Genomic DNA, 26,419 nt, shown 5'->3' with positions numbered 1-26,419 from the left:
TAATTGTAAACTTTAAATATAATATCATGAAAGAATTATCGGGTGATGTATTTTATCCTTCTAAAGAGATTCTTAGAAAATCGAGGGTGAAGGACTGGGATAAATTAAACAGCTTTGCAAGCGAAGACCTTGAGGGATTCTGGGAAAAAGAAGCAAAAGAACTTAAGTGGTTTTCTAAGTGGGATAAAGTTCTCGATGATTCTTCCAAACCTTTCTATAAATGGTTCACGGGCGCAAAGACAAACATTGCATACAACTGTCTTGACGTTCATCTGAATACTCACCGAAAGAATAAAGTTGCTCTTATGTGGGAAGGGGAGAAGGGCGAAAGCAGGTCGTTTTCTTATTTTGCTCTTCACCGCGAGGTTTCTAAATTTGCTAATGTGCTGAGAAGTCTCGGCGTGACTAAAGGCGACAGGGTAACGCTTTATCTCGGAAGGATTCCCGAACTTGTTATAGGTATGCTTGCATGCGCGAGGATTGGTGCTGTGCATTCGGTTGTGTACGGCGGATTTTCTGTTGAGTCGCTGCATGAAAGGCTTGAGGACAGTCATTCAAAAGTCTTAATTACTGCGGACGGTGCTTTTCAAAGAGGAAAGATAATTCCCCTGAAGGCGATTGCCGATGAGGCACTGCAAAGAGCCGCAAGCGTTGAAAGTGTTCTTGTTATTAAACGCACGGGCGAGCCGATAAACATGGAGTACGGAAGGGATATCTGGTATCATGAGCTTGTCACTCTTCCTATTATTAATTCAAAGAATGAAGTTGAAAAGGTTGACGCAGAGCATCCTTTGTTTCTGCTTTATACTTCGGGAACGACGGGCAAACCGAAAGCTATCCTGCATACGCACGGAGGTTACATGACGGGTACTTACACGACTTTCAAGTATGTGTTTGACATCCGGGACGACGACAGGTACTGGTGTGCTGCCGACCCTGGCTGGGTTACGGGGCACAGTTACATTGTTTATGGTCCTTTGCTGAATGGTGCAACACAATTACTTTATGAAGGCGCTCCGAATTATCCTTTCCCGAACAGGTGGTGGCAGTTAATTGAGAGGTACGGCATTACGATTCTTTATACTGCACCGACTGCAATCAGAGGACTTATGCGGTTCGGCAATGCATGGCCTAACAGGCATGATCTAAGTTCTTTAAGACTGCTCGGGTCGGTAGGGGAGCCGATTAATCCTGAAGCATGGAAATGGTATTACAATGTAATCGGAAAAGGAAGATGCCCGATTATGGATACATGGTGGCAGACAGAAACCGGCGCTTTTATGATAACTCCGACTCCTGTTGTGGCTTTAAAGCCGGGTTCCGGAACGAGACCTTTCTTCGGGGTTAAGATGGACGTACTCGACGAAGACGGTAACCCCGCGGATGATAATGAAGAAGGATATCTTGTTGCTAAAACTCCATGGCCTTCTATGATGAGAACAATTTATAATGATCCTGATGCTTATATACAGAAGTACTGGAGCAAATACGAGGGGATGTACTTAACGGGCGACTCAGCAAGACGCGACAGCGACGGGTATTACTGGATTATCGGCAGAACAGACGACGTTCTTAAAGTTTCGGGTTACAGACTCGGAACGGCTGAAATTGAGAGTGCTCTCGTGAGTCATCATGATGTAGCTGAAGCGGCTGCTATTGGACTTCCGCATGAAATAAAAGGTAATGCGATTTATACTTACGTTATACTTAAAGCAGGTGTTGAAAAATCGGAGGCATTGAGGGAAGAACTGATTAAACATGTCGGTCATGAAGTCGGTCCGATTGCTAAACCCGAGAATGTAGAGTTCGTTGATTCACTCCCGAAGACAAGAAGCGGGAAGATAATGCGAAGGCTTCTGAAAGCTAAAGCACTCGGGCAGAACCCGGGGAATATTTCGACGCTGGAAGAATGATTTAGAAATAGCGGATAGGAATAGCGTACAGCGGATAGAAATAGCGTACAGCGGTCAGCGTTCAGCGTACAGGAAATGTAAACAGTAAACTTATACTGTAAACTGTAATCAGTGAACAGTAATAAACTAATAACAAGCAACTAATCAGTAATTGTCGTAATAAAATCCGCTGATTTCATTGCCGCCTTCACGGTTACCGTTTACGTTATCGCCGTTTGGTCTAGGTTTCTTCGGTCCTTTATCGTATGGTTTTCTTCCGTAACTATATCCGTTCTTAAAACCGTTGCTTTTATTAAATCCGCCCGGGCTTTTCGTATGAAATTTTCCGCTCTTGTTTTTAACGAATGGTTTCTTCTTCTTATCCGCTGTATTTGGGTTTGCAAGGCTAACTGTTAAAGGTCTCTCTTTAAACTCATAGCCGTTTAACTCTTCAATTGCTTTCTTTCCTTCTTCATCATTTGTCATGTCAACGAATCCGTAACCTTTAAGCATTCCTGTATTTATATCCCTGATTAGCTTAAAGTTTTCAACCGCTCCGTACTTAGTAAAAAGTTCTTTTACTTCTTCCTCTGAGGATTCTCTTGAGATGTTTCCCACGTATATTTTCATGTCTTTCTTCTCCTGTCCGGGTGGACAATGCAATTTTAGATAACTGCTTTTAGTTATTAGTTATAGTTTGATTAATGATTTACTCAAATTAAGGTAGTGCTGAATTTGCAATCAGGTTAAATTAAAGAATTTATTTATTAATATCAACAAAAAACTTTCCGGACTGCAAAATATTTATTTTGTAATTATCTCATTTCTTGACGGTCCTGTCGAGATGTATTTGATGCTGACACCTATATATTCTTCTATATAAGATACATAGTTCCTGTAATTTTCCGGTAATTCACCGAACGATTTCTTATCTTTCAGCGATTCATTCCATCCCTTGAATGATTTATACACAGGTTTTACTTTAGCAAGTACATCAGGATTTGAAGGGAAGTAATCAACCTTCCTGCCGTCAATTTCATAATGCGTACATAGATTAATTTCTTTGAATGAATCGAGCACATCTGATTTTGTGAGTGCAATTTCGGTAACACCGTTTATTATTACGGCGTATTTAAGGGCTACAAGGTCAAGCCATCCGCATCTTCGCGGTCTTCCTGTCGTTGCACCAAATTCCGCGCCAATTTCTGATATCTTCTTTCCTGTTTCATCGAATAACTCTGTAGGAAACGGACCTTCGCCGACTCTTGTTGTATAAGCTTTCACAATTCCAATGACACCGTTTACTTTCGTAGGAGGTATTCCCGTACCCGTACATGCCCCTCCGCTTGTCGGGCTGGATGATGTTATGAAAGGGTATGTTCCGAAATCCACGTCAAGAAGGGCTCCCTGCGCACCTTCGAGGAGTACATTTTTCCCTTCTGCTATGTATTGATTCATCAAATACTGTGTCTGTACAAAATATTCTTTTATCTTCTTATACTGTGAATTCAGTTCTTCATAAATGGTCCCGGAGCTTAACTGTTTCAATTCGTTTGATTCAGGAAATATGGAGATAAGGTATTTTAAGTTCTTATCTATCTTTTCTTTCAATATTAACGGATTATCAAAATCAGAAAACTTTATACCGCGTCTTGCATATTTATCGAAGTACGTTGGTCCTATGCCTTTTTTGGTAGTGCCTATCTTGTCTGTTTTGCTTTCGTTAATAGCGTCAATAATCTTGTGATAAGGAAGTATTATATGAGCGTCTTTGCTTATAAACAGCCTGTTCTTAAGGTCAATTCCGTCTATTGTCAGTAAATCAATCTCTTTAATAAGTGCATCCGGGTCAATAACAGTGCCGTTTCCGATTACGCATACAATATTATCAGTGAATATACCCGATGGAATTAAATGCAATACGGTTTTTTTACCGTCGATTATAATCGTGTGTCCTGCGTTTGCACCGCCCTGATACCTTGCAACAACATCAAAATCTTTGCTGAGCAAATCGACAACTTTGCCCTTACCCTCATCACCCCACTGAAGACCGACTAAAACGTGAATTTTATTATTCATTGTAGATTTGTGAAAATTGAAATGCCATCCCGAAGTATCAGGATGGCATTGAAAAAATTTACTAATGTTTATTAATTGATATCAAACAGTGTATCAAGTTTAGTAATTTTAAAGATATTCAATACTCTGTCGTTCAAATTGAGGAGCTTCAAGCTTCCCTTTGCTTCTTTGACTTTCCTGAGAATACCTATCAAAACGCCTAAACCTGCGCTGTTAATTGAATTTAATTTACTAAAATCGAAAGCTAATAAAATATTTCCTGACTTTAACTCTTTCTCTATAATAAGTTTAAAATCCTGACTTTTTGCCAGTCCGACTGAATCATCGTCTATTGGAAAGACCTTATAATTTTGTTCGTTTATTAACATATGTTGTTTTTATCTCGATTTTGTTTTACTCACAAATTTATGCTGCCAATCAACTGCAATTGCACTTGCAATAAAAACAGTAGAATAAGTACCGGTTAAAATTCCTGCGGTAAACGTGAATGCAAACCCTCTTAATACTTCTCCGCCGAAGAATAACAATACGAGTACTGTAATTAAAACAGTTCCTGATGTTATAATCGTTCTGCTTAAAGTAGTATTAACAGATTTGTTCATAACTTTTACGATATCATCGTTTTTAAATAACTTAATATTTTCACGAATTCTGTCGAAAATAACAACAGTATCGTTTACCGAGAAACCAATCAAGGTCAGGAATGCAGCGAGCATAGTCTGATTAAATTCGAGCTGGAGTCCGGGAAATAGGATATTAAAGATTGCAACGATCGAAACCGTAATAATTACGTCATGAAAAACAGCAACTACGGCAGCGACAGCATATACTAACTGAAACCGTAATGCAAGATAAATCAAAATACCGAGTAACGAAAACACAATCGCGTATATTGCGTTTGTTCTGAGTTCTTTACCAATTTTAGGACCTACCTTATCTGTTCTTAATACTTCATATTTCATATTCGGGAGATTTTCATTTATACCCGATTGAATCTTATCGGAGACAGTTTGTCCCTCTCCCTGCAGCGGAGTTCTCAGGAGATAATCAGATTCAGAGCCCATAGATTTAATTTCCATGCCCGCAAAACCTGATTTATCCATGGCAGATCTCAAATCACCTACATCAATTTTTACCTCAAATCTAATCTGCATTTCCGTACCTCCCTGAAAGTCGATTCCAAGAGGAATTCCTTTATAAAATAATGCTGCCATGCCAATAACAGCTAATGTAATGGATAACAAATAGTAACTCTTTCTCTTGTTGAGAAAATCTATATGGGTTTCGTTAAAAAGTTTCATTTATAATAAAAGTTTTAAATTCTAATTAATATTAACCAACACTAACGCTTCTTCCTTTTTCTACAATAACATCAAAAATAAAATGTGTTATAACCAATCCTGTGAATAGGTTCGCGCCAAGACCGAATAGCAATGTTAGAGCAAATCCCTGAATAGGACCTGTACCGAACTGGTAAAGGACAATACCGGTTATAATACTCGTTACGTGTGAATCAAGAATAGCGGAGAAAGCTTTTCTGTAACCAATTTCAATAGAAGTCCTTAACGGTTTACCGGAAGCTAATTCTTCCCTTATACGTTCAAAAATAAGAACGTTTGTATCAACAGCCATACCGAGAGACAAGATTAATCCGGCAATACCCGGTAACGTAAGGGTCGCTTTAAACGATGCCATAATTCCAACGACAAAAAGTACGTTAATTACTAATGCAATATCAGCAATTCCACCGCCGGTATTATAATAAACAACCATAAATATTGCTACTAATGCGAGTGCGATTAGTGAGGAGTAAATTCCACTTTTAATTGAGTCTTCACCGAGTGATGGTCCTATTGTCCTTTCTTCAGCGATTTTCAAAGGTGCAGGAAGGGCACCTGCTTTAAGAACGATTTCAAGAAGTTTAGCTTCCTGAACACTTCCCATGCCTTCAATCTGTGAGTTTCCGCCTGTAATCTTAGACCTGATTACGGGTGCAGAGTAAACAACACCGTCGAGAACGATAGCGCATCTTTTGTTTATGTTAGCACCTGTTATTCTTGCCCAGTCTGCCGCGCCTTCAGTGCTCATTGACATCGATACTATGGGTGTATTGGTTTGAGGGTCAATGTTTGACCTTGCGTCTTCAATGACTGAGCCGGTTAGTTCGGCTTCTTTCTTAAGGCAATACAAAGTGTAAATGTTTTCGCCGCCTGCTTCAAAAGATTTCTGAGACCATGCAAACATAACGTCCGAAGGAATTACTGCTTTTACATCTTCTCTCTTTAAAATAAGGTCAACTTTTTCTTTATCCTGTTCTCTCACAAAACCATCTGCTGTTCCGCTTTGTTCGTTTAATCTTACGAGATAAAAGAAAGGATACTTTAACATGAATTCCTCTTCCGTAAGATTAGCAGCGGATGTATCGCTCATATCGCTCGTATCGTCCATAATATTAGACGTATCTTTCTTCCTGGAAGTGTCTTTCTTTTCCGAATCCTTCTTGGCAACATCTTTCTTGGTTGTATCTTTAACATTCTTCTTTGTCGTATCCTTCTTTACCTCATTCTTTCCTGCTGTTTCTTTCTTAGAGGTATCAGTCGATGCAAGAGTCTCAATTTTCTTTAATGAGTCATTTGCTGAAGTTGTCTTTAGAGAATCATTAACCTGCTTACCGACAAGAATATTGTTGATATTCTGCATTACTTTTACTGCAGTCGCAGGGTCTCTAAGAAGTTGGAATTGCAGTAATGCTGTACCTTGAAGAAGTTTTCTTACATCACCCGGATTGTTAACACCCGGTAATTCAACAATAATACGCTTTCCGCCGATTTTCTGTATCTGAGGTTCTGCTACACCGTATTGGTCGATACGGTTTCTCACGATTTCAACTGCTCTGTCGATAGAATTATCAATTTCAGTAGAAAGTTTCTTTTCAACGTCGCTTTCGCTTTCCCTTACTTCTCCATAGTATGATTTAAGAGTCAAACCCCTTTGAGTAAGCCTTTCCTTTAATTCATCGAGTATGGGTTTTTCAGAAGTTTCAGGAATATTTCTTAAATCTTCCAGAATCTGTTTTAAGGTTGGATCATCTTTTTTCTTGGAAACATCCTCGAGTAATTTAATAACGTCAACGTCCATTACGACGTACATACCGCCTTTTAGGTCAAGTCCTAATTTCAATCTTCCATCTCTGGCGCTTTTAATTTTATCGGCATTCTTTGTCACATAATCCAGACTATCCTGTCCAGTTAAACCTGCAAGTTCTTTGTTTATCTGGTAATCCACATAAGTAGGATATATGTACATCAAGGCTGCGGCAACAAAAACAACTGTAAGAATAATTCTAAATAAATTCTTCTTCAAAATATATCTCCGGCTTAAATTCCTTTATATTATTAAAAATATGCTAAAAATGAGCAAACAACAAAATAATTTTATTTATGCCGAAAGTCAATGCAAACTATCATCTATTTATGCGAAATTCATCATATTTGAAGTGATTTTCGTGTATTATGTTTGTCTCCAAAGTTTGAATTTTCTGCTTTTAAAAGTAATATTAAGATTTGTCAGGAACTAATAATATAAAAACATAAGTGTAACAAATAATATGTCGAGATGACACTTAGAAATGGGCAAAAAAATAGGAGAGCTGTTTCCCCGTCAGCCCTCCTCATCTACCTCATTTATAAGGAGTGATTTTGTGGTAGGTAAAATCTAAATCATTTACAATTAAAACATATCTTAATTTATTTTAATTCCCCTTTTCGTAATAAACCTTCCACTTTCATTCCTAAAAAGTAGGAGAGCTGTTTTCCCCGTCAGCCCTCCTCATCTACCTCATTTATTAGGAGTGATTTTGTGGTAGGTAAACTTGTTTAGTATTCTAACATTTATATATATTAAAATAATTCCCTTATTTGTAAGAATTATTTATTTTATTTGGAAAATATTTTGAGTGCCGGTACTGGTTCTATGTCCTTGAAAAAGTTCAGTTATTTCGTTAAATTGCATTCTTCAATAAATGCGCCCGTAGCTCAGCAGGATAGAGCAACAGCCTTCTAAGCTGTGGGTCGGACGTTCGAATCGTCCCGGGCGTACAACTACCGCCCCTGACAATATTCAATTGTCAGGGGCTTTTTCGTTTTCATAATTAAGACTTAATATAATTCCTTCCGATTTTCAGTAAATACAATTTAAATATCATCATTGGCAAACAACCAAAAAGCTGTGGGTCGGACGTTCGAATCGTCCCGGGCGTACAACAACCGCCCCTGACAATACTCAATTGTCAGGGGCTTTTTCGTTTTCAAATTACCACTTAAAATATTTCCTTCCGATTTTCAGTAAATACAATTTAAATATCATCATTGGCAAACAACCAAAAAGCTGTGGGTCGGACGTTCGAATCGTCCCGGGCGTACAACTACCGCCCCTGACAATACTCAATTGTCAGGGGCTTTTTTGTTTTAAAAATTAACACTTAATATAAATCCTTTCTATTTTCGGTAAAAACTATTTAAATATCATCATTGGCAAACAACCAAAAAGCTGTGGGAACGGACGTTCGAATCGTCCCGGGCGTACAACTACCGCCCCTGACAATACTCAATTGTCAGGGGCTTTTTTGTTTTCAAATTACCACTTAATATAAATCCTTATAATTCCTTCCGATTTTCGGTAAAAACTATTTAAATATCATCATTGGCAAACAACCAAAAAGCTGTGGGTCGGACGTTCGAATCGTCCGGGACGTAAATAACAAGTAATACGATTATTAATAATAATGCATAAAAGATACAAATTATTTATTATTATCTTTCTGAAAAATATTATATATTAAAATACCCTTAATAAACTAAATTAATCAACATGAGAAAAAATATATTACTAATCGTTATAGCTGCAATGATAGTTATTTCAGGCTGTTCAGGAATTACTGATACAATAACGAATGCACAAAGACTCCAATGGAAACTTGGAAGTGTTTCAGGTATGACAGTCTCCGGAGTTGATGTATCTAATGTGTCAAGTTTTAGCTCAATAAATCCGCTGGACCTTGTCAAATTAACTTCAGCGGTTGGTTCAGGACAGTTGCCGGTGAGTTTTACACTAAACCTTCTCGCTAAGAATCCCGAAGGTGAAGGTGGTTCAAAAAATTCTTCAGACTTGATTAAATCAGTTGACTGGAGACTCCTTATAGATAATAAAGAAACTATTAACGGAGTTGTATCAGGTCCGATAACTGTACCTGGAGTAGGTCAGACATCAACAATTCCAGTTGGAATTAGTTTAGATATTATGCAATTCTTCCAGAATGAAGGACTCCAAAGCCTTGCAGGAATGCTGCTCGGTATTGGAGGAAAATCAGGCTCACCCGCAAGGTTAAGCTTGAAAATCAGACCAACAATCGATACATTCATAGGACCGATATCTCCCGGAGAGATTACAGTTATTGATAAGGAATTCAGAAGCAAGTAGATTTTTTAAAGAAATTACATTAAAACACGGTTTTCTGATGAGAAAACCGTGTTTTTTATTACGTTGTTTATGCATTCATAATTGAGTATCTTACATGTTTTAAAAATCAAAATAATCTTATAAAGTGAATATAAATATAACAGATAAGGAAAACTGCAGGAAAGAGTTTGAGGCTGAACTGAGCTATGAAGAATTAACACCTTATTTTGAAGAAGCTTTACTAAAATACAGAAAGAAAGCACAGATACCCGGCTTTAGAAAAGGTAAAGTACCGGTTGCTATGCTGAAAAAGATGTACGGTGACTCTGTTGAATACGGTGCGCTTGAAGATATTGCTAACGACGTTTTTAAAAAACATATAATTGATAACAAGATTCCTATGTTCGGTACAGGTTCACTACTGGACATCGATTATAAACCTAAAGAAAAGCTTACATTTAAAGTTGCTTTTGATGTAATCCCGGATGTTGAATTGAGGCAAATTAAGGATATAGAACTTACAAAGACTAATTATGTTATTGACGATTCTTTAATAGATGAAGAATTGAATTATATGAAGCTGAAATCTGCAACTTTCGAAATTGACGGACAGGCTACAGATGATGATTACATGGTAACACTTGACACTGAAGAAATAGACTCAGACGGCAATACAGTTGAAGGGCGTTCGCAAAAGGACATGAGACTTTTTATTGGCAGCGAATATGTATCAAAAGATTATTATGACGGAATAAAGGGGATTAAAGAAGGCGAAGAAAGAACTATAGATACGGTTAACGAGAATAAAGAACCGGTTAAAGTGAAGTTAAAATGCACTAAGGTTGAAAAGGTTGTATATCCCGAAATGAACAAAGAAACGTTCATGAAAATGACAGGCAGGGAAGATATAGAATCCGAAGATCAGATGAAATCATTCATAAAAGAAGAGATTACCAAACAGTACAATGACCACTCCTATAATTCTTTAAAAAATAAAGTCATCTCAGAAGTTGTAAAACTGAATGATATAGAAATCCCGGAGTCGTACGTAAATGAAATGCTTAAAGATTATTTTAATAATTACAAGAAAGAGCACAAAGGGCATAAGCACGAAATTAATGAAGAAGAATTTAATAATAAGAACAGGGCAGAAGTAGTCTTCACTGGTAAATGGTTTCTAATTAAGGATAAAATAGTAGAACAGGAAAAGGTTGAAGTAACTGAAGATGACGTTAAAGCATTTGCTGAAGAGGCAGGAAAACATTACGGAATACCCGGCGACAAAATGTACGAATTTTATAAGGACAATAAAGAAGTGAAGCATACAATTCTCGATAAGAAAGTAGTAGATTTTCTTATTGAGAATGCCAAGATTACAGAGATTGAAGAGGTTAAGAAATCTATAAAACTGCTTGCTGAAGAGAAAAAGAGCAAGAGTCAAGAAGAGAAAAAGAGCAAGAGCCAAGAAGAGAAAAAGACCAAAAAGACAGTTAGCAAAAAGACAAAAAAGGAGAATTGACAATGGATTTTCACAGTATAATAAAATCAAGAGAGAACGAAATAAAGGCAGGCCTTGATAAAGCCGCAGGATTAAGAAATCAGCTGGTTCCTATGGTTGTTGAACAGACATCCCGCGGAGAAAGAGCTTATGACATATATTCAAGGCTTCTAAAGGAAAGGCTTATATTTCTAGGAACAGCAATCTATGACGAGATAGCATCATTGATAGTTGCTCAGTTATTGTTCCTCGAGTATGAAGACCCCGATAAAGACATAATGTTGTACATAAATTCACCGGGAGGCAGTATATCGGCGGGGATGGCAATTTACGACACGATGAATTATATAAGATGCGATGTTTCAACAACATGTATCGGTATGGCTGCTTCGATGGGGCAGTTTTTGCTCACCTGCGGTGCAAAAGGAAAGAGAATCGCACTTCCGAACTCGAAAATAATGATGCATCAGCCTTTAGGCGGTGCTCAGGGTCAGGCAACGGACATAATTATACAGGCAAAAGAAATCGAAAGAATAAAGAAAAGATTGTATGAAATAATTTCTTTGCATTCAGGTCAACCAATTGACAAAATATACGCAGATGCAGAGCGCGATTATTACATGACAGCAGAAGAAGCGAAAGTATACGGGTTGATTGACAATATTTTAGTAAAAAGAGAAGTTTCAAAGAAAGACTGACCGGAAGCAACTGAATAGACTTCAAGCGGATATTATTTTACCGTCTGAGGTAATATCTTTTTGTCTGGTCTGTTTATTTCAACATTAACGAGAAAGGGATGAAAAGATCATATCAAATCATAGACAATAAGGTTGCAGAGTTGGACAATCCTGACTCCAATATATTTGTTTATATAAATCCCGACTCCGAAGAAAAGAAATTCTTAGTTGAATCTGTAAAGTTAGACGAGCATACTCTAAACTCAGCACTCGACCCTGATGAAATCTCACGTCTGGAGTTCGAACCAGAGCACATCGCGATAATAATGAAACGACCGAAAAACTATTCGAGCAAGCATTTACTTAATTTCAAAGTTGCTTCGATGGGAATTTTTATTTTCGCTGATAGAATTATAATTGTACTGGCAGAGGATGTTCCGGTCTTTGGTGGAAAATCGTTCACAAAGGTTTTGTCATTAAGAGACCTGACACTTAAAATTATTCAGGGACCTGTTGTCCACTTCCTAGATCACCTGAAAACATTCAGTATGATTTCAGATGAGCTGGAAAGCAAGATAAACAGGTCAATGCAAAACAAATACCTGATTAACCTTTTCACACTGGAGAAAAGTCTTGTATATTATTTAAGCGCTATAAATTCTAATATGCTTGTTATAGAGAAGATGAAATCTTCTGCTGCCAAGTTTGGATTTACATCAGAGGAGCAAGAAATACTTGACGACATTAAAATTGAGAATTCACAATGTTATAAACAAGCTGACATATACTCAAGCATACTTGCAAGCATGATGGATGCACGCGCATCTATAGTAAGCAATAATATAAATATTTTAATGAAGACGCTAAATATTATTACGATCGGCATAATGCTCCCTTCACTCGTTGTTAGTATTTTTTCGATGAATGTAGAATTTCCTTTAAGAGAACATCCCTATGCATTTTGGTTTATATTGTTGTTTGCAGCTTCTTCCGTTGTTGTAGTTATTTATTTCTGGAAAAAATTAAAATGGTAATTAAAATTAATTTATAATAAATAAAAATCATGATGAAAAAATTAACATTATTAGTATTAATTCTAATCTCCGCAAATTTATCCGCTCAGGTTGAATTTGATAAGTACTTTACAAACAAGACAATGCGTTTTGATTACAACAGAGCCGGCAACAACACAGGAAATCAGATCTTCTTTGAACAGATAAAAGAAGAACCCTATTGGTCCGGTAACAAAGCAAGTCTTCTGGATAAGTTTGAATACGGTCATTACAAGTTCATGGTGTATGATTTAAAATCTAACACACTTATTTATTCAAGAGGATACAACACTTTGTTTGATGAATGGCAGTCAACACCCGAGGCAAAAGTTTTGAGCCGTACATTTTACGAAACAGTAGTATTTCCGTATCCGAAGGGTAAAGTAAAACTTGAACTACATGAGAGAAAAAGGGACGGCAATTTTGTTCTGCAGTATGAACAGGTAATTGACCCTGAGGACAAGTTTATCAGGAAAGAAAAACCGGTTGACTTACAGGTATTACAGGTAGCATACAACGGAGAACCGATGGAAAAAGTTGACCTTGTTTTTCTTCCAGACGGATATGCAGCTGATGAGATGGAGCAGTTTAAAGCCGACGTAAAGAAATATACGGATTACCTTTTTGGCTGTTCACCTTTTAAAGAAAACAGAGAAAAGTTTAACATCTGGGCAGTCTTAGCCCCTTCTGCTCAGTCGGGAGTGGACAACCCGGGAAAAGAAATCTGGAAGAATAATCTTTTCGGTATGACATATTACACTCAGGATGTAGAAAGGTATCTGATGTCAACCGATATTAAAACTATAAGGGATTATGCTGCTTTAACCCCTTACGATAATATTATGATAATATCGAATTCAGATTTATACGGCGGAGGTGCAATATACAACTATTACACTTCGTTTCCGAATAAGAACAAAAATGGAGATTATCTGATAGTTCATGAATTCGGCCATAACTTCTGTGCATTGGGAGATGAATACTACACATCAGAAGTCGGAGTTGATGAGTACTACAATCTTAATGTAGAGCCTTACGAAGCAAACCTTACCACATTAGTTAACTTTGGCAGGAAATGGAAAAGCATGATGGATAGCAAGACCCCAATTCCAACACCAGCAACTAATGAATACAAATCAGTGTTAGGTGTCTTTGAAGGAGGCGGATATGTGCCGAAAGGTATCTTCAGACCGAAACAGGACTGCACGATGAAATCAATCTCATACGACAATTTCTGTCCTGTGTGTACAAAAGCACTAATTGATATGATTAATTATTATGCTAATTAAATTTTATTGTTTAAATACATTGATAACAAAAAGCCCCGATTAATCGGGGCTTTTTATTATGACATTAAATATAATATTATTTGAGAAGAATCATTCTGCGTGTCTGTATGAAATCACTGGCTTCTATTTTGTAGAAATAGACACCGCTTGGCAGCATGGATGCATCCATGTTAAATACATACTTGCCTGCCTGTAATCTGTCATTAACCAGCGTATTCACGAGCTTTCCTGTTATATCATATACCTGAAGTTTTACAAAACTGTTTTTCAAGATATCAAACTTGATATTGGTAACAGGATTGAACGGATTCGGGTAGTTCTGGTATAAGTCATACTTTGAAGGTATTTCCGTTCCTAACTGAGAAATACTTGTGTTAATTGTATCATAGAAAACAATCTGATTTATGGGATTGTTCATAGTAAGTTGAAACGTAGGATCGGTACCGGTGTATGAACCGTTTCCAACACCAACCCATCTGCTGAAATAATAAGTTTTACCGTTAAACTGAACCGAAGACGGAGTAGCAGAAACAGTTAAAGTTGTGGATGAGTCGTAGAATGAATTCCCTCCGACGACAGTAACAGGAATACCTGACGGCTGAGCAAGAGCATAAAGTCTGAACTGCAATTTATAATTTGCTGAATATTCTGATATGTTTGAATTGACAGTTATCGTTTGGGTTGTATCACCAGAATTGCTCCAGTCAGTAAACACATATCTAAGGTTTCCGAATAACTGCGGTGATAAAGCCTGCAGAGTGTGAGTAGAATTCAGAGTCCAATTGAATAAACTCGCTCCAGCGTAGGTCGTGTTATCAACTTTGAAGTTAAGCTGGCTGTTTGTCGCTTTAACTGTTACGAAATTTTGACCAACAAGTATATCAACTGCTATTTTATGAACCTTACCGCTTGCGCTTGTTCCCGTAAGAATAACTTTGTATGTTCCGTCTGCGACAGAGGCAGAAGTGTTTACCTGAACAGATAATGAGTCAGGGAAATTTGAGATAGTAGTACCTGACGGGAAAGAAACCGAAATACCTGCATTTAAAGGCTGAACTTCAGATGTAAAAGTAACCGGAGAGTTATAACCCGATTTAATGAATGGAATCTTAACTTTAAAGTTATTGCTTGAAGCCTGTCCCTGAGTAACGGAAAAGAAAGACTTAGTAGTCAGTAATGAAAAATTAGAAATTGGTTTTGCAGCATTCAGAATCTCTTTATCTGCTGCCTGAATATAGACGAGGTTTTTTATTTTATCTGCATTCCAAACAGGGTCCATTTTATACTTGAATACAAACTCCTTGTAGTAACCCGGTGTCAGAATAAGCGGTGTACCACCAGCATTTGGAAGCATTTTTCTCATTACCCAATGAAACTGAGTTTCGCCGTTTGATCCGGGAGGAGTTGCGTAAGAAATTAAATCTTCGTAAACCGCCATGTGGAGAACGACATTTGGATTAGACATGTAAGTTTCACAAAGGACATTTACTCTGACCAAAACACTGTCACCGTATGTACTGTCACGGACGATGATAGTAACAGGGCTGAGTATATCTTTTCTTGAATCATATAAACTCTGGAATGTTGATTGTGAATACGGAAGCGGCACGCCGTTAATGCCGTCGAAGAACCCAGCGGGAATTGAATTAACGCCGTAATAAGTTCTTCTGGTTGTATTGTCTGTAGTGTTGTGTAAATACATAGGATCATTGCCCGGAGAAGGCCAGTTCATGTGAAAACCAATTGCGGAAATCCTTTCCTGGTCTGCAGAGTTCATGTATGCGGTTAATACTGGATTGTTTGATGCACAGGGTCCGCAAGTAGAGCTCGTGAAAAATTCAATAAGCATCATTCTGTCACCAGCGTTCGTATTCTGTATAAGTGACATAAATACGGTGATGATTACTAATATTGAGAATAGTTTTTTCATAATTTAATAATTATTTAAATTTAAAATATTTAATTTGCTTTTGGTTTTGGAGCGATAAATTTACTGTATAAAATTAAACCGATAATTGTTGCAACACCTATCAAGCTGAACATGAACCATAGTGCGGACGGATTATTTAGTTTATCAACAAAGTGAACATAAGAGAAAGCACCGAGGACTCCGCCAATACCGCTACCTATAACGCCGTAAAGGAATGAGTAGCCGAGATAAAGAGCTTTTTTATCCTCAGGGGCGATAAGACCGACGTAACTGATAAACTTTGGATGTGCGGTCATTTCTCCAAGTGAGAAAATAATTATGCCAGCCATAAAGACCCATGCTTGTGAAGAAATAGCAAGTATTGCCATACCGATTGTACCCATTGCAATACCGACAATCATCGTAGGCAGAGCTTTAGTATGTTTAACAATATTGGAAACAACGAGCTGCAGCAGAATAATCGTACCGGCGTTAATAACTGTTACGTGTTCTGCGTCGAATTTCCAGTTTGGATTGGACATGAAAACGCCTGCAATACTGTTAACGAAATTATTAACGGGTGTCATATCCATGTGGTCTTTAAGGTACCAGAGAACGGTATCGAACATCTGGAAGTAAAGAATCCAGAAACCTGAATAGATAACTATCATAAGAATGAATCTCCAGTCGCCGAGTACCTTAAACATGCCGACGAAAACTTCTGCTATGGTTTTAGAACTCTTTGGTCTTTCAGGTTCTTTATAAATGAACAGATTAATGAGGAATAATGAACCTGTAACGATAGCGGCCATGAAGAAGATATAAGACCAAGATAACTCCTTTAGGAAAGGAACAAGAATCAGCGGGAAGATGAAAGCACCGAGATTGATAGACCAGTAGAAAACACCGAAACCGAGAGTTGAGTTTGATTCGTTAGTAGTTCTTGCGATAGTGCCGGAGATAATGGGCTTAAATGAACCAGCACCGAGAACCATTAAGAGAAGACTCATGAAAACGAGTGCATAACTTGACGCAAGACCGGTGAGAAAATATCCGGTACTCATAACGGTAAAAGCAAACATAAGCATTTTCCTATAGCCAAACCTGTCAGCGATAGCACCAGAAAGAATGGGTAAGAAGTAGAGCAGGGGAGTGATGACGCTTTTAATAACACCGACGCTTTCTTTTGAAAAACCAAGACCGCCTTTATCGGCGGTTAAAACGAGGTAAACTGAAAGTACAGACATTACACCGTAGTAGGAACCTCTTTCGAAAAACTCCATAATAATCACGACCCAAAAATTTCTCGGGAATGATTTTATCGAAGCTTTTTCTTTAATTTCTTCAGCCAATTTATGCTCCTTATAAATTTAAAACTTTGCTAAAATAAACCTGTTGTGACTGATATTCAAGTCTATAGAATGAAGTCTACTCACTAAAATAAATGCTTATAAAGAAGAAAAGAAATTTATTTTGCGGTATCGTTTTCAGATTTCTTCTTTCTTTTATCGCAGTCGGTGCAGACGACTCTTTCGTTTTCGCGGGCTTTCTTTCTCGTTACTTCAAGTACATCTTCACTACAACTTTTCAATCTTGGACAACTTCTTTCGAGGTGATATGTCTTAGCCGAGTTGCTCGAGCAGACATACACATACTGCATGTCTTCGGGATTTACGGGTTCGTCTTTTGCACATGAGAAAAAAACGAAAGATAAAATAAACAGTGTAAAAATAATAATTTGTTTCATAATATTAAAACCAGCTTTTCTTTTTTCTTGTACTGCCGCCGAGTCCGAGCACTCCAAGCAGGCCTCTTGTAAGTTCTCTGGCAACGGTCGTTCCGACCTGCCTTGCAGCAGTGCTTTTAAGGACTTTTTCAACAGTGGATGGCTCTTTAGGTTTCTCTTTTTCCTTTTCCACTTTTTCTTCTTCAGCAACTTTTTCAGATTCTTCGAGTTTCTTTTTCAGAATTTCAAAAGCACTTTCCCTGTCAATTACTTCATTATACTTTGGAACAATCTTTGATTTTGATACTATTGAATTGATTTCTTCGGGAGTGAGAATATCCATTCTTGAACGCGGAGCGCAAACTAAAGTTGCTGACAAAGGAGCAGGATTGCCTTTTTCGTTGAGGACAGAAATTGCGGCTTCGCCTGTACCGAGAGAGGTTAGCATGTCTTCGGTTTTGTAGAAATCCGAAAGCGGATAATTTTCGGCAATGAGTTTTATTTGCTTCCTGTCTTTTGCTGTGAACGCCCTTAGTGCATGCTGAATCTTAAGTCCAAGCTGTGCAAGAACGGCTTCGGGAATATCAACGGGATTCTGAGTACAGAAAAATATACCGACTCCTTTTGAACGTATGAGTTTAATAATTGCTTCAATCTGGTCAAGCAGTTCTTTAGTGGCTTCGTTGAAAATCAGATGAGCTTCATCAATAAACATTACGAGTTTCGGCTGGTCGAGGTCACCCGCTTCTGGGAAAGTATTGTAAATTTCGACAAGCAAGCATAGCAGGAATGTTGAGAATAATTTCGGTTTACTTTGAATATCAGTTAGCCGGATTATAGAAATAATGCCTTTTCCCTGATCGTCTGTTCTGACGAGGTCTTCGACTTCAAAGGAAGTTTCGCCGAAGAATTTATCAGCACCCTGCTGTTCGAGTTCTATAACTTTCCTAAGGATAGTACCGACAGAAGTAGTAGCAATATTACCGTAGGATTTCTGCAGTTCATTTTTCCCTTCATTGCTGATATACTGAAGCATTTTAACCATGTCTTTCAAATCAAGAAGCGGGAGTTTATTATCATCGCAGTATTTAAAAATCATTGCCATAACGCCGGTTTGTGCGTCATTCAGTCCGAGCATTTTCGAGAAAAGCACAGGACCGAATTCCGAGACAGTGGCCCTCATTCTTGCACCCTTCTCATTAGAGATAGTCAGAAATTCGACAGGAAAACCTGAAGGTTCAAAAGGGATGCCGATTTTATTCATTCTTTCGGTTATCTTGTCATTTGAGACACCCGGCATTGCGATTCCGCTGAAATCGCCCTTTATATCCATAACGAAAACGGGGATGCTTTTTGAGGAGAAACCTTCTGCAAGAATCTGGAGAGTTTTTGTCTTTCCCGTACCTGTAGCCCCTGCAATCAATCCGTGTCTGTTAAGAGTTTTAAGCGGAAGTTTGATATGAACGGCGGGTAAGGCTTCTTTTTCGAGAATAGCCGTACCGAGCACTATATATTCGCCTTTGAAATTATAACCTTCATTAATGTGTGCAATGAATTTATCTTTGTCTGCCATGTTATTATATGATTTAGATTAAAAAATTAACGATTTAAGCAATCAAATAAAAGTAATAATAAATAATATTTTAGGGGAGAGGGTGTCCGGTTGCGTTTTTGAGATGTTTTTTTCTTAAGACCAATTAGAGTACAAGGAGAGTGCAAGGAGAGACGATTTAGTTGATAGTTGTTAGTTGGTAAAAAATATTTCACCTCCAAAGCACTAAAAAGAGCATAATGAATTAAAATGAATTATATTATACATCTCTAGCTAAGCCTCTCTATTATTAATCACAATAAAAATGAAAATTTGGACACGGAAAAATGGGGTAAAAATTTTTGGATGATGATTTTATGACTGAAAGTATGCAGGAATTAAAGGGTAAAAATTTTTGTACTAAAAAAACGTGGTCAAATTACAAAAAATGTTGTGATTAATAGTAGAGGGGGGCACATATAGTTTATTGCAATAAATTGGATTTTACAAGAACAGAGGTTTGCTAAACCGTCGCATCGTATAAGTTAATATTCCCAAAAAATATTGGGACTTTCAATAAACAAATACTTTATTTAATTTAAAGAAAATAAAACTACTATTATGAAAACAGTTTACGGTTTACTTGTATTCCTTTTGCTTATTAATTCTGCAGTTTTCTCTCAGTGGAATATTGTATATACACCTTCAACATCACAGACCGTAATGACGATGAAATTCTGGGATGCAAACACAGGGTATCATGCGGGAGTACTGTATAATTCATCCACTATGAATATACACAAGACCACAAACGGGGGATTGAACTACGTACAGCAGAGTTCCGGCTGGACGGCTCAAAGATTCATGACAACGTGGCTTTTAAGTCCGGATACAGTGCTGATGGCAGGGAATTACGGAAAGATAATCAAGACGGTAAACGGCGGGAACAACTGGGTAACGGTATATGCCGATACAACACTGCAGTTCTGGGGTCTATGGTTCACGACACCGCAAACAGGATTTATAGCAGGAAGCGGCGGAACGATAATGAAAACGACGAACAGGGGCGAGAACTGGGTAAACATAGCGAGTCCGACAATTACAGCACTTGATGGAATCTGGTTTGTGAATGAAAGCACAGGATATATAGGCGGAGCAAATGTATTTTTAAAGACAACCAACGGGGGAGTAAACTGGGTAAATAAAACAGGATTGTTCATAAGCGGGTTTGAAACAGCAACCTCGATATATTTTTCGGATGCGAATACAGGGGTTTACGGAACCAATGCTTCAAGAATTGTAAGGACAACAGACGGCGGCGAAACATACACGGAAGTGTTTAATTCATCGAACAATGCGATATGGGGTTTATCTTTTGTGAACGCAAACACTGGATACGGCTGCACATCGGGCGGCAGTGTTGTTAAAACAACAAACGGCGGAGTGAACTGGGGATTTCAGAATACACCATTAACGGAGAATCTGTATGAAATACATTTTCCTTCTGTAAACACGGGATATGCAGCAAGCTGGTCAGGAAAGATACTGAAGACAACGAACGGAGGACTTACATTTATTGGAGAAACAGGAACGGGAGTTTCGAAAGATTATAAACTGGAGCAGAATTATCCCAATCCGTTTAATCCCGGAACGGTAATCCGTTACAGGCTGCCGGCTGCCGGTAATGTACTTTTAAAGGTGTATGATGTACATGGCCGGGAAATACGAACACTTATAAATGAAAGATTACAACCGGGAAGTTATGAAACGAAATTCGATGGTTCATTGCTATCAACCGGAGTTTACTTTTACAAAATCATTATAAACGGAGAAACAACGAAACAAACCTTTTCAGAAACAAAAAGAATGCTGCTAATTAAATAAGAATAGAAATATTAAAAATTAATTAAAACAAAATGATACTTAAAGCAGATGAAAATAACTGGGAAGTTAACTATGACGGATATGGCGAGGTGAAGTTAGAAAGCGACTTAATATTGCTCAAGCCGAAAATCTCAACGGAGGAGTATGAAACCCATGCAGCACTGATAACAACATATGAGAGAGTGAGGGACTTTTCACTTGAGATAAATGCTGTTACGAAGAGCCAGTTAAGGGAAAATTTTTATCCGAATGCATGGGAAGTATTCTGGATATTCTTTAATTACAAACCGACTGATGACGGGAAGAAGAAAACAAATTATTTTTTGCTAAAACCTAACGGATATGAACTTGGAACCGCCTGGGATGAAGTAGCACAGGGTTTCAGCGATACGGGAGATACGCCCAGTTTAACGTTAGGTGAGGAGTATAAATATTCAATAATAAAAACAGGAAGAAATTTAAGAATAAGCATTAACGATGCAGTAATAATTGACAAAGAATTTGAAGAAGATAAATTATTCGATGAAACGGGAAATATCGGGCTTTATTCTGAGGATGCAGAAGTTGAGATAAGCAGTGTAGATTTAATTTCTTTTGATGACGAGGTATAAACGTAAGAGGAGCGGAAGGGGAGAGATTCGAACTCTCGGTACAGTTTGACCCGTACGACGGTTTAGCAAACCGTTGGTTTCAGCCACTCACCCACCCTTCCGGATAATCAACTGAACTTACAAAGAACAAAAATAATATAAAGGTGTTTCAATAGCAATTCTAAAAGGGCATATCAGACCGCAAAAATATTTATATTAATCTGTCATTTCCTCATAAATTTTTAAAAATATTTTAATTCATGAATATTCAATGAAACTACTTGATATAGTTTAAAATATTAATTATTATATTATTCCACTCTTAAAAAGTTATTTTTTAAATCTAAACATCCTAACACTATGAAAGAACATAAACTTAAAATAGCAGTACTTGGAGCCGGACACGGAGGGCTTGCTATGGCCGGTCATTTAGCTCTCAACGGATTTAGTGTTAATATTTACAGCAGAAGTGAAGAAAGACTATGGGGTATAAAATCGACAGGAAGGATAGTACTTGAAGGAGAGGTTGAAGGGGAGGGCTATCTGAATCTTGTGACGAATGATATTAAAAAAGCGATTGAAGATGTGGAATTAATAATGGTAGTTGTACCTGCAACGGCTCACAGGTTTTTGGCTGAAGAATGTGCACCATATCTACAAGACGGACAGATAGTAATACTTAATCCGGGAAGGACATTTGGCGCAATAGAATTCAGACAGGTGTTAGAAGAAAAAGGATGTGAAGCAAAAGCTATAATCGGAGAAGCTCAGACTTTTATTTACGCTTCAAGAGCGTTAGGTCCCGGGCAGGTTAAAATATTCAGAATTAAAAACTCCATACCAGTTGCTACATTGAGAGCGCATAAGATTCCTTCAACGGTGAATAAATTAAGGAAGGCTTATCCGCAGTTTGTTCCCGGGGATAATGTATTTAAAACAAGCTTTGACAATATTGGTGCCGTATTTCACCCAACATTGTGTGTGATGAATGCGGGATGGATAGAAGATATTTCTGATTTTCAGTTTTATATACAAGGGATAACACCGTCGGTCGTAAAAGTACTTGAGAAAGTAGATAATGAAAGGATAAAAGTTGCCGAAGCATTGGGTATCAGAGCAATATCAACAAGAGATTGGCTCTACCTTGCTTACGGAGCAACCGGTGATAACCTTCTTGAGGCAATAAGAGCAAATCCCGGATACAGAGGAATCTCAGCACCGAAAACATTAAAGATGAGATATATTGATGAAGATGTTCCGACAAGCCTCGTACCTATTTCATCAATCGGCAAGAAGTTTAAAGTACCAACACCGACTATTGATTCAGTAATTTTACTCGCATCGATACTTAATAACAAGGACTATATGAAAGAGGGAAGGACAGTTGAAAAACTGCATTTAGAAAATCTTACACTGAAAGAATTAAGAAGGTTGGCAATTGGACAAAGCTAACACGGCGTAGCCTATTGCTACAAACAAAACAGAGAAAAACAAATGATAGAGATTCTAACCGCAAGGATCGCAAGAAGAACGAAGGTCGCAAAGAGAGCAAATAAAATTAGAATGTTTTTATTTTTTCAAAGGATTGTTTTTATTACAATATTTTTATGGATATTAACACAAAGGAGAAAACATAATGAGAAAGCAATTAATTCTTGGAGGAGCGCTTGGAAACTGTGTACACGTGGGCGGACTTCATCACTTTCTAAAACTTGCAGAGCCAGAAGGATATGAGACAGTTTCACTCGGACCCGCTGTAAATGTTGATTTATTCATCAAGGAAATTATTAGACAAAAACCTGATATTGCAGCAGTAAGTTACAGGCTGACACCAGAAGTAGGGGAAGAACTTTTTCACAAACTGAAAGACGAAGTAAAACGGAATAATCTAAGCGGGGTAAGATTTATTTTTGGAGGTACTCCACCCGTAGCAGAAAAAGCGGAAGAATCAGGAATCTTTGAAAAAGTATTCAACGGAACAGAGACAACGGAGAAAATAGTTGAATACCTTAGAGGATACGGACAGAAAGGAATTAATGAAATATTTCCTAATAGACTTGTTGAAAGGATAAACTTAAAATATCCCTATCCTCTTCTGAGGCATCATTTCGGGAGACCTACTATGGAGGAGACGCTGGAAGGTGTGAAGAAAATAGCTGAATCGGGAGTGCTTGATATACTTTCAATAGGTACTGACCAGAATGCCCAGGAATATTTTTTTAATCCTGAAAATATGAAAAAGTCTCTTGATGGGGCGGGAGGTGTACCGGTAAGAAAAGCAAAAGACTTATCCGATATTTTTGCAGCGTCGAGATGCGGTAATTATCCTTTGGTAAGATGTTACAGCGGGACTAATAATCTTCTTAAATGGGCACAGATGAGCGTAGAAACAATAAATAATGCATGGGCAGCGATTCCCCTTACTTGGTACAGCGTAATGGATGGAAGGTCAAAGAGGTCGCTGAAGGAAGCAATAACGGAAAATCAATTTGTGATGAAATGGTATGCTGAAAAAGGCATACCCGTAGAAGTGAATGAATCACATCAATGGAGTCTGAGGGATGCGCATGATTCATTGGCAGTAACAATGTCATTTCTTGCTGCTTACAATGCAAGAAAAATGGGAGTCAGAAATTACGTTTCACAATATATGTTTAACACACCGCCGGGAACAACACCGCAGATGGATATAGCAAAAATGATGGCAAAGAATGATATGATAAATTCCCTTAAGAATGAGAATTTTGATGTATTCAGAGAAGTCAGGGCAGGCATCGCTCACTTCTCAGAAGATGCCCATAAAGCGAAGGGACAGGCAGCGGCATCATCTGTTATTTCTTTAACTCTTAAACCACATATACTGCATGTTGTGGGCTTTAGTGAAGGAGACCATGCTACTCATCCCGAAGAATTAATAGAAAGCTGTAAAATAATACATGGTGTTTTATTCGATTGTCTCGACGGTATGATTGATGCTTCGATGGATATAAAGATAACTGAAAGAAAGAACCATCTCATTAGCGAAGCAAATGATTTGCTTGAAGCAATAAAAGCTTTTGGTTCCGAAAGAAGTGATGACCCGTGGTCGAGTCCAGTTATTTTAGCAGATGCCATTAAAGAAGGAATCCTTGATGCACCTCATTTCAGAGGGAATAAATATTTATGCGGGAAGATTTATACAAAGTTAAATACCGGATCCTGGAATGCAATCAACGAGAATACAGGTGAATTAATATCGGAAAAAGTAAGATGCAATGAAATACTTTCAAAAATTAAATAGCTAATTGGGAGCATATATGTGCGGAATTGCAGTAATTATAGGTGAGAAGAACAAGGATCGATTGAAGGAAATGATGCAAAAAATGAAACACCGCGGACCAGATGAGAAGGGTACTTTCTTCAAAAATGATATTTCGTTTGGACATTTAAGACTTTCGATAATTGACCTGAATACGGGTAAACAGCCAATCTTCAATGAATCGGGTGATAAATGTATTGTTATGAACGGAGAGATATACAACTTCAAAAAGTTATATGATGTGTTGAAGGAAGATCACACTTTCAGTACAAAAACTGATACAGAGGTAATCATTCACCTTTACGAAGAATACGGTGAAAATTGTGTTGACTATCTTGAAGGAATGTTTTGTTTTGCAATTTATGATAACGGTAAAGTATTCATAGCAAGAGACAGAATAGGAATCAAACCATTATATTTCGGTTACGTGAACGGTAAAATGCATTTTGCGTCAGAAATCAAAGCCTTAAAAGGTTGTGATAGCATTGATATATTTCCACCAGGGAATACATATTCATCAATTGAAGGATTTAAACAATATTATTCTCTGCCTCAATTAAATAAAAGCGATGAATGCCATAATGAAGATGAACTTACAAAGAAAATTAAACAGGAATTGACTGCAGCTGTTGAAAAAAGGATGGTTTCAGATGTACCGGTTGGTGTTTTTCTAAGCGGTGGACTTGACAGCAGTATTATTGTTTACTTGATGAAGAAGTACAATCCTGACTTGCATACTTTTTCGGCAGGATTTAAAAACTCTCCTGACTTAATAGCAGCAAGGAAAGTTGCCGACTATCTCGGAACAAAGCATTATGAGTATATTTACGACCTCGATGATATGCTTGAAGTTCTAACAGATGTTATATATTACCTGGAATCATTTGATGCGCCGTTAGTAAGGAGTTCTATCCCGGGTTATATGGTTTCAAAATTAGCATCGAAATACGTAAAGGTAATACTAACGGGAGAAGGAGCTGATGAACTTTTCAGCGGATATCATTATTTAAAAGAGTTTGACGTAGATCATATAAATGCTGAACTATTACGAATAACAGCAAATCTTCATAACAGCAATCTTCAGAGAACAGACAGAATGACGATGGCGCATTCAATAGAAGGAAGAGTACCATTTCTTGACCCTAACTTTGTAAAACTTGCTTTTAATATTCCTCCTGTGCAAAAAATTCCGGATGAAAACAATATTGGCAAAGTGCTGTTAAGAAAAGCATTTGAGGGATGCTTGCCAGAAGAAATATTATGGCGAACGAAAGCGAAGTTCTCCGAGGGTGCGGGTTCATCTGATTCGATTAAAGAATATATTGAGGACAAGATAACCGAAAATGATTTCTTTAATGAAAGGGCAAACAGCAATGTTGCTATAAGGTCGAAAGAGGAGCTTTTCTATTACAGAATTTATAAATCCTATTACGATTATGTGGATGTCGTAAAAGTCCTTGGAAGAACAAGAGATTTCAACTAAAATCTAATTTGAAGAATAAAACTACAATGTACAGGTGATTTAATTTTAACTTAC

Annotated in this window: 20 protein-coding genes and 2 tRNA genes; 12 read left to right on the top strand and 10 right to left on the bottom strand. The window is 37.6% G+C overall.

Translation table 11 applies throughout. The features are described 5' to 3' along the window. The first annotated feature begins 26 nt into the window (after positions 1-26). A complete protein-coding gene (acs, locus tag WC644_10790) occupies positions 27-1,913 on the top strand; it encodes an acetate--CoA ligase (GenBank protein ID MFA5012422.1) in 1,887 nt (628 codons plus the stop codon). 144 nt (positions 1,914-2,057) lie between these two features. Here acs and WC644_10785 read toward each other — a convergent pair whose 3' ends face one another. The 5 genes from WC644_10785 to secD form a co-directional block, all read right to left on the bottom strand. Continuing rightward, positions 2,058-2,522 (bottom strand): RNA-binding protein, encoded by a 465-nt coding sequence (locus tag WC644_10785; protein MFA5012421.1) that lies wholly within the window; start codon positions 2,520-2,522, stop codon positions 2,058-2,060. Positions 2,523-2,696: 174 nt separating this feature from the next. After that, on the bottom strand, positions 2,697-3,971 hold the full coding sequence (locus WC644_10780; GenBank protein MFA5012420.1) for an adenylosuccinate synthase: 1,275 nt from the start codon (positions 3,969-3,971) through the stop codon (positions 2,697-2,699). A gap of 71 nt (positions 3,972-4,042) precedes the next feature. Beyond that, complete coding sequence (locus WC644_10775) at positions 4,043-4,339, bottom strand: STAS domain-containing protein (GenBank protein ID MFA5012419.1); 297 nt, start codon at positions 4,337-4,339, stop codon at positions 4,043-4,045. Positions 4,340-4,348: 9 nt separating this feature from the next. Further along, positions 4,349-5,272 (bottom strand): protein translocase subunit SecF, encoded by a 924-nt coding sequence (secF, locus tag WC644_10770; GenBank protein ID MFA5012418.1) that lies wholly within the window; start codon positions 5,270-5,272, stop codon positions 4,349-4,351. A gap of 31 nt (positions 5,273-5,303) precedes the next feature. Further along, on the bottom strand, positions 5,304-7,334 hold the full coding sequence (gene secD, locus WC644_10765; GenBank protein MFA5012417.1) for a protein translocase subunit SecD: 2,031 nt from the start codon (positions 7,332-7,334) through the stop codon (positions 5,304-5,306). A gap of 660 nt (positions 7,335-7,994) precedes the next feature. On the opposite strand from secD, the gene WC644_10760 reads away from it, so the two are divergent. The 6 genes from WC644_10760 to WC644_10735 all read left to right on the top strand — a co-directional run bounded on the left by WC644_10760 (position 7,995) and on the right by WC644_10735 (position 13,944). After that, positions 7,995-8,068: transfer RNA gene (locus tag WC644_10760), tRNA-Arg, on the top strand. Between the two features lie 772 nt (positions 8,069-8,840). Beyond that, positions 8,841-9,449, top strand: a complete 609-nt coding sequence (locus tag WC644_10755) for a hypothetical protein (protein MFA5012416.1) — start codon at positions 8,841-8,843, stop codon at positions 9,447-9,449. A 124-nt stretch (positions 9,450-9,573) separates the two neighbouring features. Then, complete coding sequence (tig, locus tag WC644_10750; GenBank protein ID MFA5012415.1) at positions 9,574-10,947, top strand: trigger factor; 1,374 nt, start codon at positions 9,574-9,576, stop codon at positions 10,945-10,947. Between the two features lie 2 nt (positions 10,948-10,949). Continuing rightward, positions 10,950-11,624: an ATP-dependent Clp endopeptidase proteolytic subunit ClpP gene (clpP, locus tag WC644_10745; GenBank protein MFA5012414.1), complete on the top strand. Its 675-nt coding sequence runs from the start codon at positions 10,950-10,952 to the stop codon at positions 11,622-11,624. A 98-nt stretch (positions 11,625-11,722) separates the two neighbouring features. Continuing rightward, entirely contained in the window at positions 11,723-12,637 is a 915-nt protein-coding gene (locus WC644_10740) for a magnesium transporter CorA family protein (GenBank protein MFA5012413.1), read from the top strand. A gap of 29 nt (positions 12,638-12,666) precedes the next feature. Further along, positions 12,667-13,944, top strand: a complete 1,278-nt coding sequence (locus WC644_10735; protein MFA5012412.1) for a M64 family metallopeptidase — start codon at positions 12,667-12,669, stop codon at positions 13,942-13,944. 76 nt (positions 13,945-14,020) lie between these two features. Here the strand turns inward: WC644_10735 and WC644_10730 are convergent, their stop codons facing one another. The 4 genes from WC644_10730 to WC644_10715 form a co-directional block, all read right to left on the bottom strand. Beyond that, complete coding sequence (locus tag WC644_10730; protein MFA5012411.1) at positions 14,021-15,874, bottom strand: T9SS type A sorting domain-containing protein; 1,854 nt, start codon at positions 15,872-15,874, stop codon at positions 14,021-14,023. Between the two features lie 29 nt (positions 15,875-15,903). Beyond that, on the bottom strand, positions 15,904-17,205 hold the full coding sequence (locus WC644_10725) for an MFS transporter (GenBank protein MFA5012410.1): 1,302 nt from the start codon (positions 17,203-17,205) through the stop codon (positions 15,904-15,906). Between the two features lie 116 nt (positions 17,206-17,321). After that, positions 17,322-17,600 carry a hypothetical protein gene (locus tag WC644_10720; GenBank protein MFA5012409.1) on the bottom strand — a complete coding sequence of 93 codons (279 nt, stop codon included), beginning with the start codon at positions 17,598-17,600 and terminating at the stop codon, positions 17,322-17,324. 4 nt (positions 17,601-17,604) lie between these two features. Next, complete coding sequence (locus tag WC644_10715; protein MFA5012408.1) at positions 17,605-19,152, bottom strand: helicase HerA-like domain-containing protein; 1,548 nt, start codon at positions 19,150-19,152, stop codon at positions 17,605-17,607. A gap of 579 nt (positions 19,153-19,731) precedes the next feature. Between WC644_10715 and WC644_10710 the strand changes: the two genes are divergently transcribed. Next, positions 19,732-20,994 (top strand): T9SS type A sorting domain-containing protein, encoded by a 1,263-nt coding sequence (locus tag WC644_10710; protein ID MFA5012407.1) that lies wholly within the window; start codon positions 19,732-19,734, stop codon positions 20,992-20,994. Between the two features lie 32 nt (positions 20,995-21,026). After that, positions 21,027-21,605, top strand: coding sequence for a hypothetical protein (locus WC644_10705; protein MFA5012406.1), 579 nt, complete (start codon positions 21,027-21,029; stop codon positions 21,603-21,605). 12 nt (positions 21,606-21,617) lie between these two features. Here the strand turns inward: WC644_10705 and WC644_10700 are convergent. After that, positions 21,618-21,706 (bottom strand) — tRNA-Ser (locus WC644_10700). Positions 21,707-21,944: 238 nt separating this feature from the next. Between WC644_10700 and WC644_10695 the strand changes: the two genes are divergently transcribed. From WC644_10695 to asnB, 3 genes are all read left to right on the top strand, one after another. Then, positions 21,945-23,036, top strand: a complete 1,092-nt coding sequence (locus WC644_10695) for an NAD/NADP octopine/nopaline dehydrogenase family protein (protein MFA5012405.1) — start codon at positions 21,945-21,947, stop codon at positions 23,034-23,036. A 184-nt stretch (positions 23,037-23,220) separates the two neighbouring features. Further along, positions 23,221-24,864 carry a methionine synthase gene (locus tag WC644_10690; protein MFA5012404.1) on the top strand — a complete coding sequence of 548 codons (1,644 nt, stop codon included), beginning with the start codon at positions 23,221-23,223 and terminating at the stop codon, positions 24,862-24,864. 16 nt (positions 24,865-24,880) lie between these two features. Then, on the top strand, positions 24,881-26,365 hold the full coding sequence (gene asnB, locus WC644_10685) for an asparagine synthase B (protein ID MFA5012403.1): 1,485 nt from the start codon (positions 24,881-24,883) through the stop codon (positions 26,363-26,365). Positions 26,366-26,419: the final 54 nt, after the last annotated feature.

Source organism: Ignavibacteria bacterium, assembly GCA_041649015.1.
GTDB lineage: Bacteria > Bacteroidota > Ignavibacteria > Tepidaquicellales > Tepidaquicellaceae > CAIKZJ01.
Note: the sequence above shows the minus strand (reverse complement) of the source record. Positions and strands in the feature narration are given on the sequence as shown.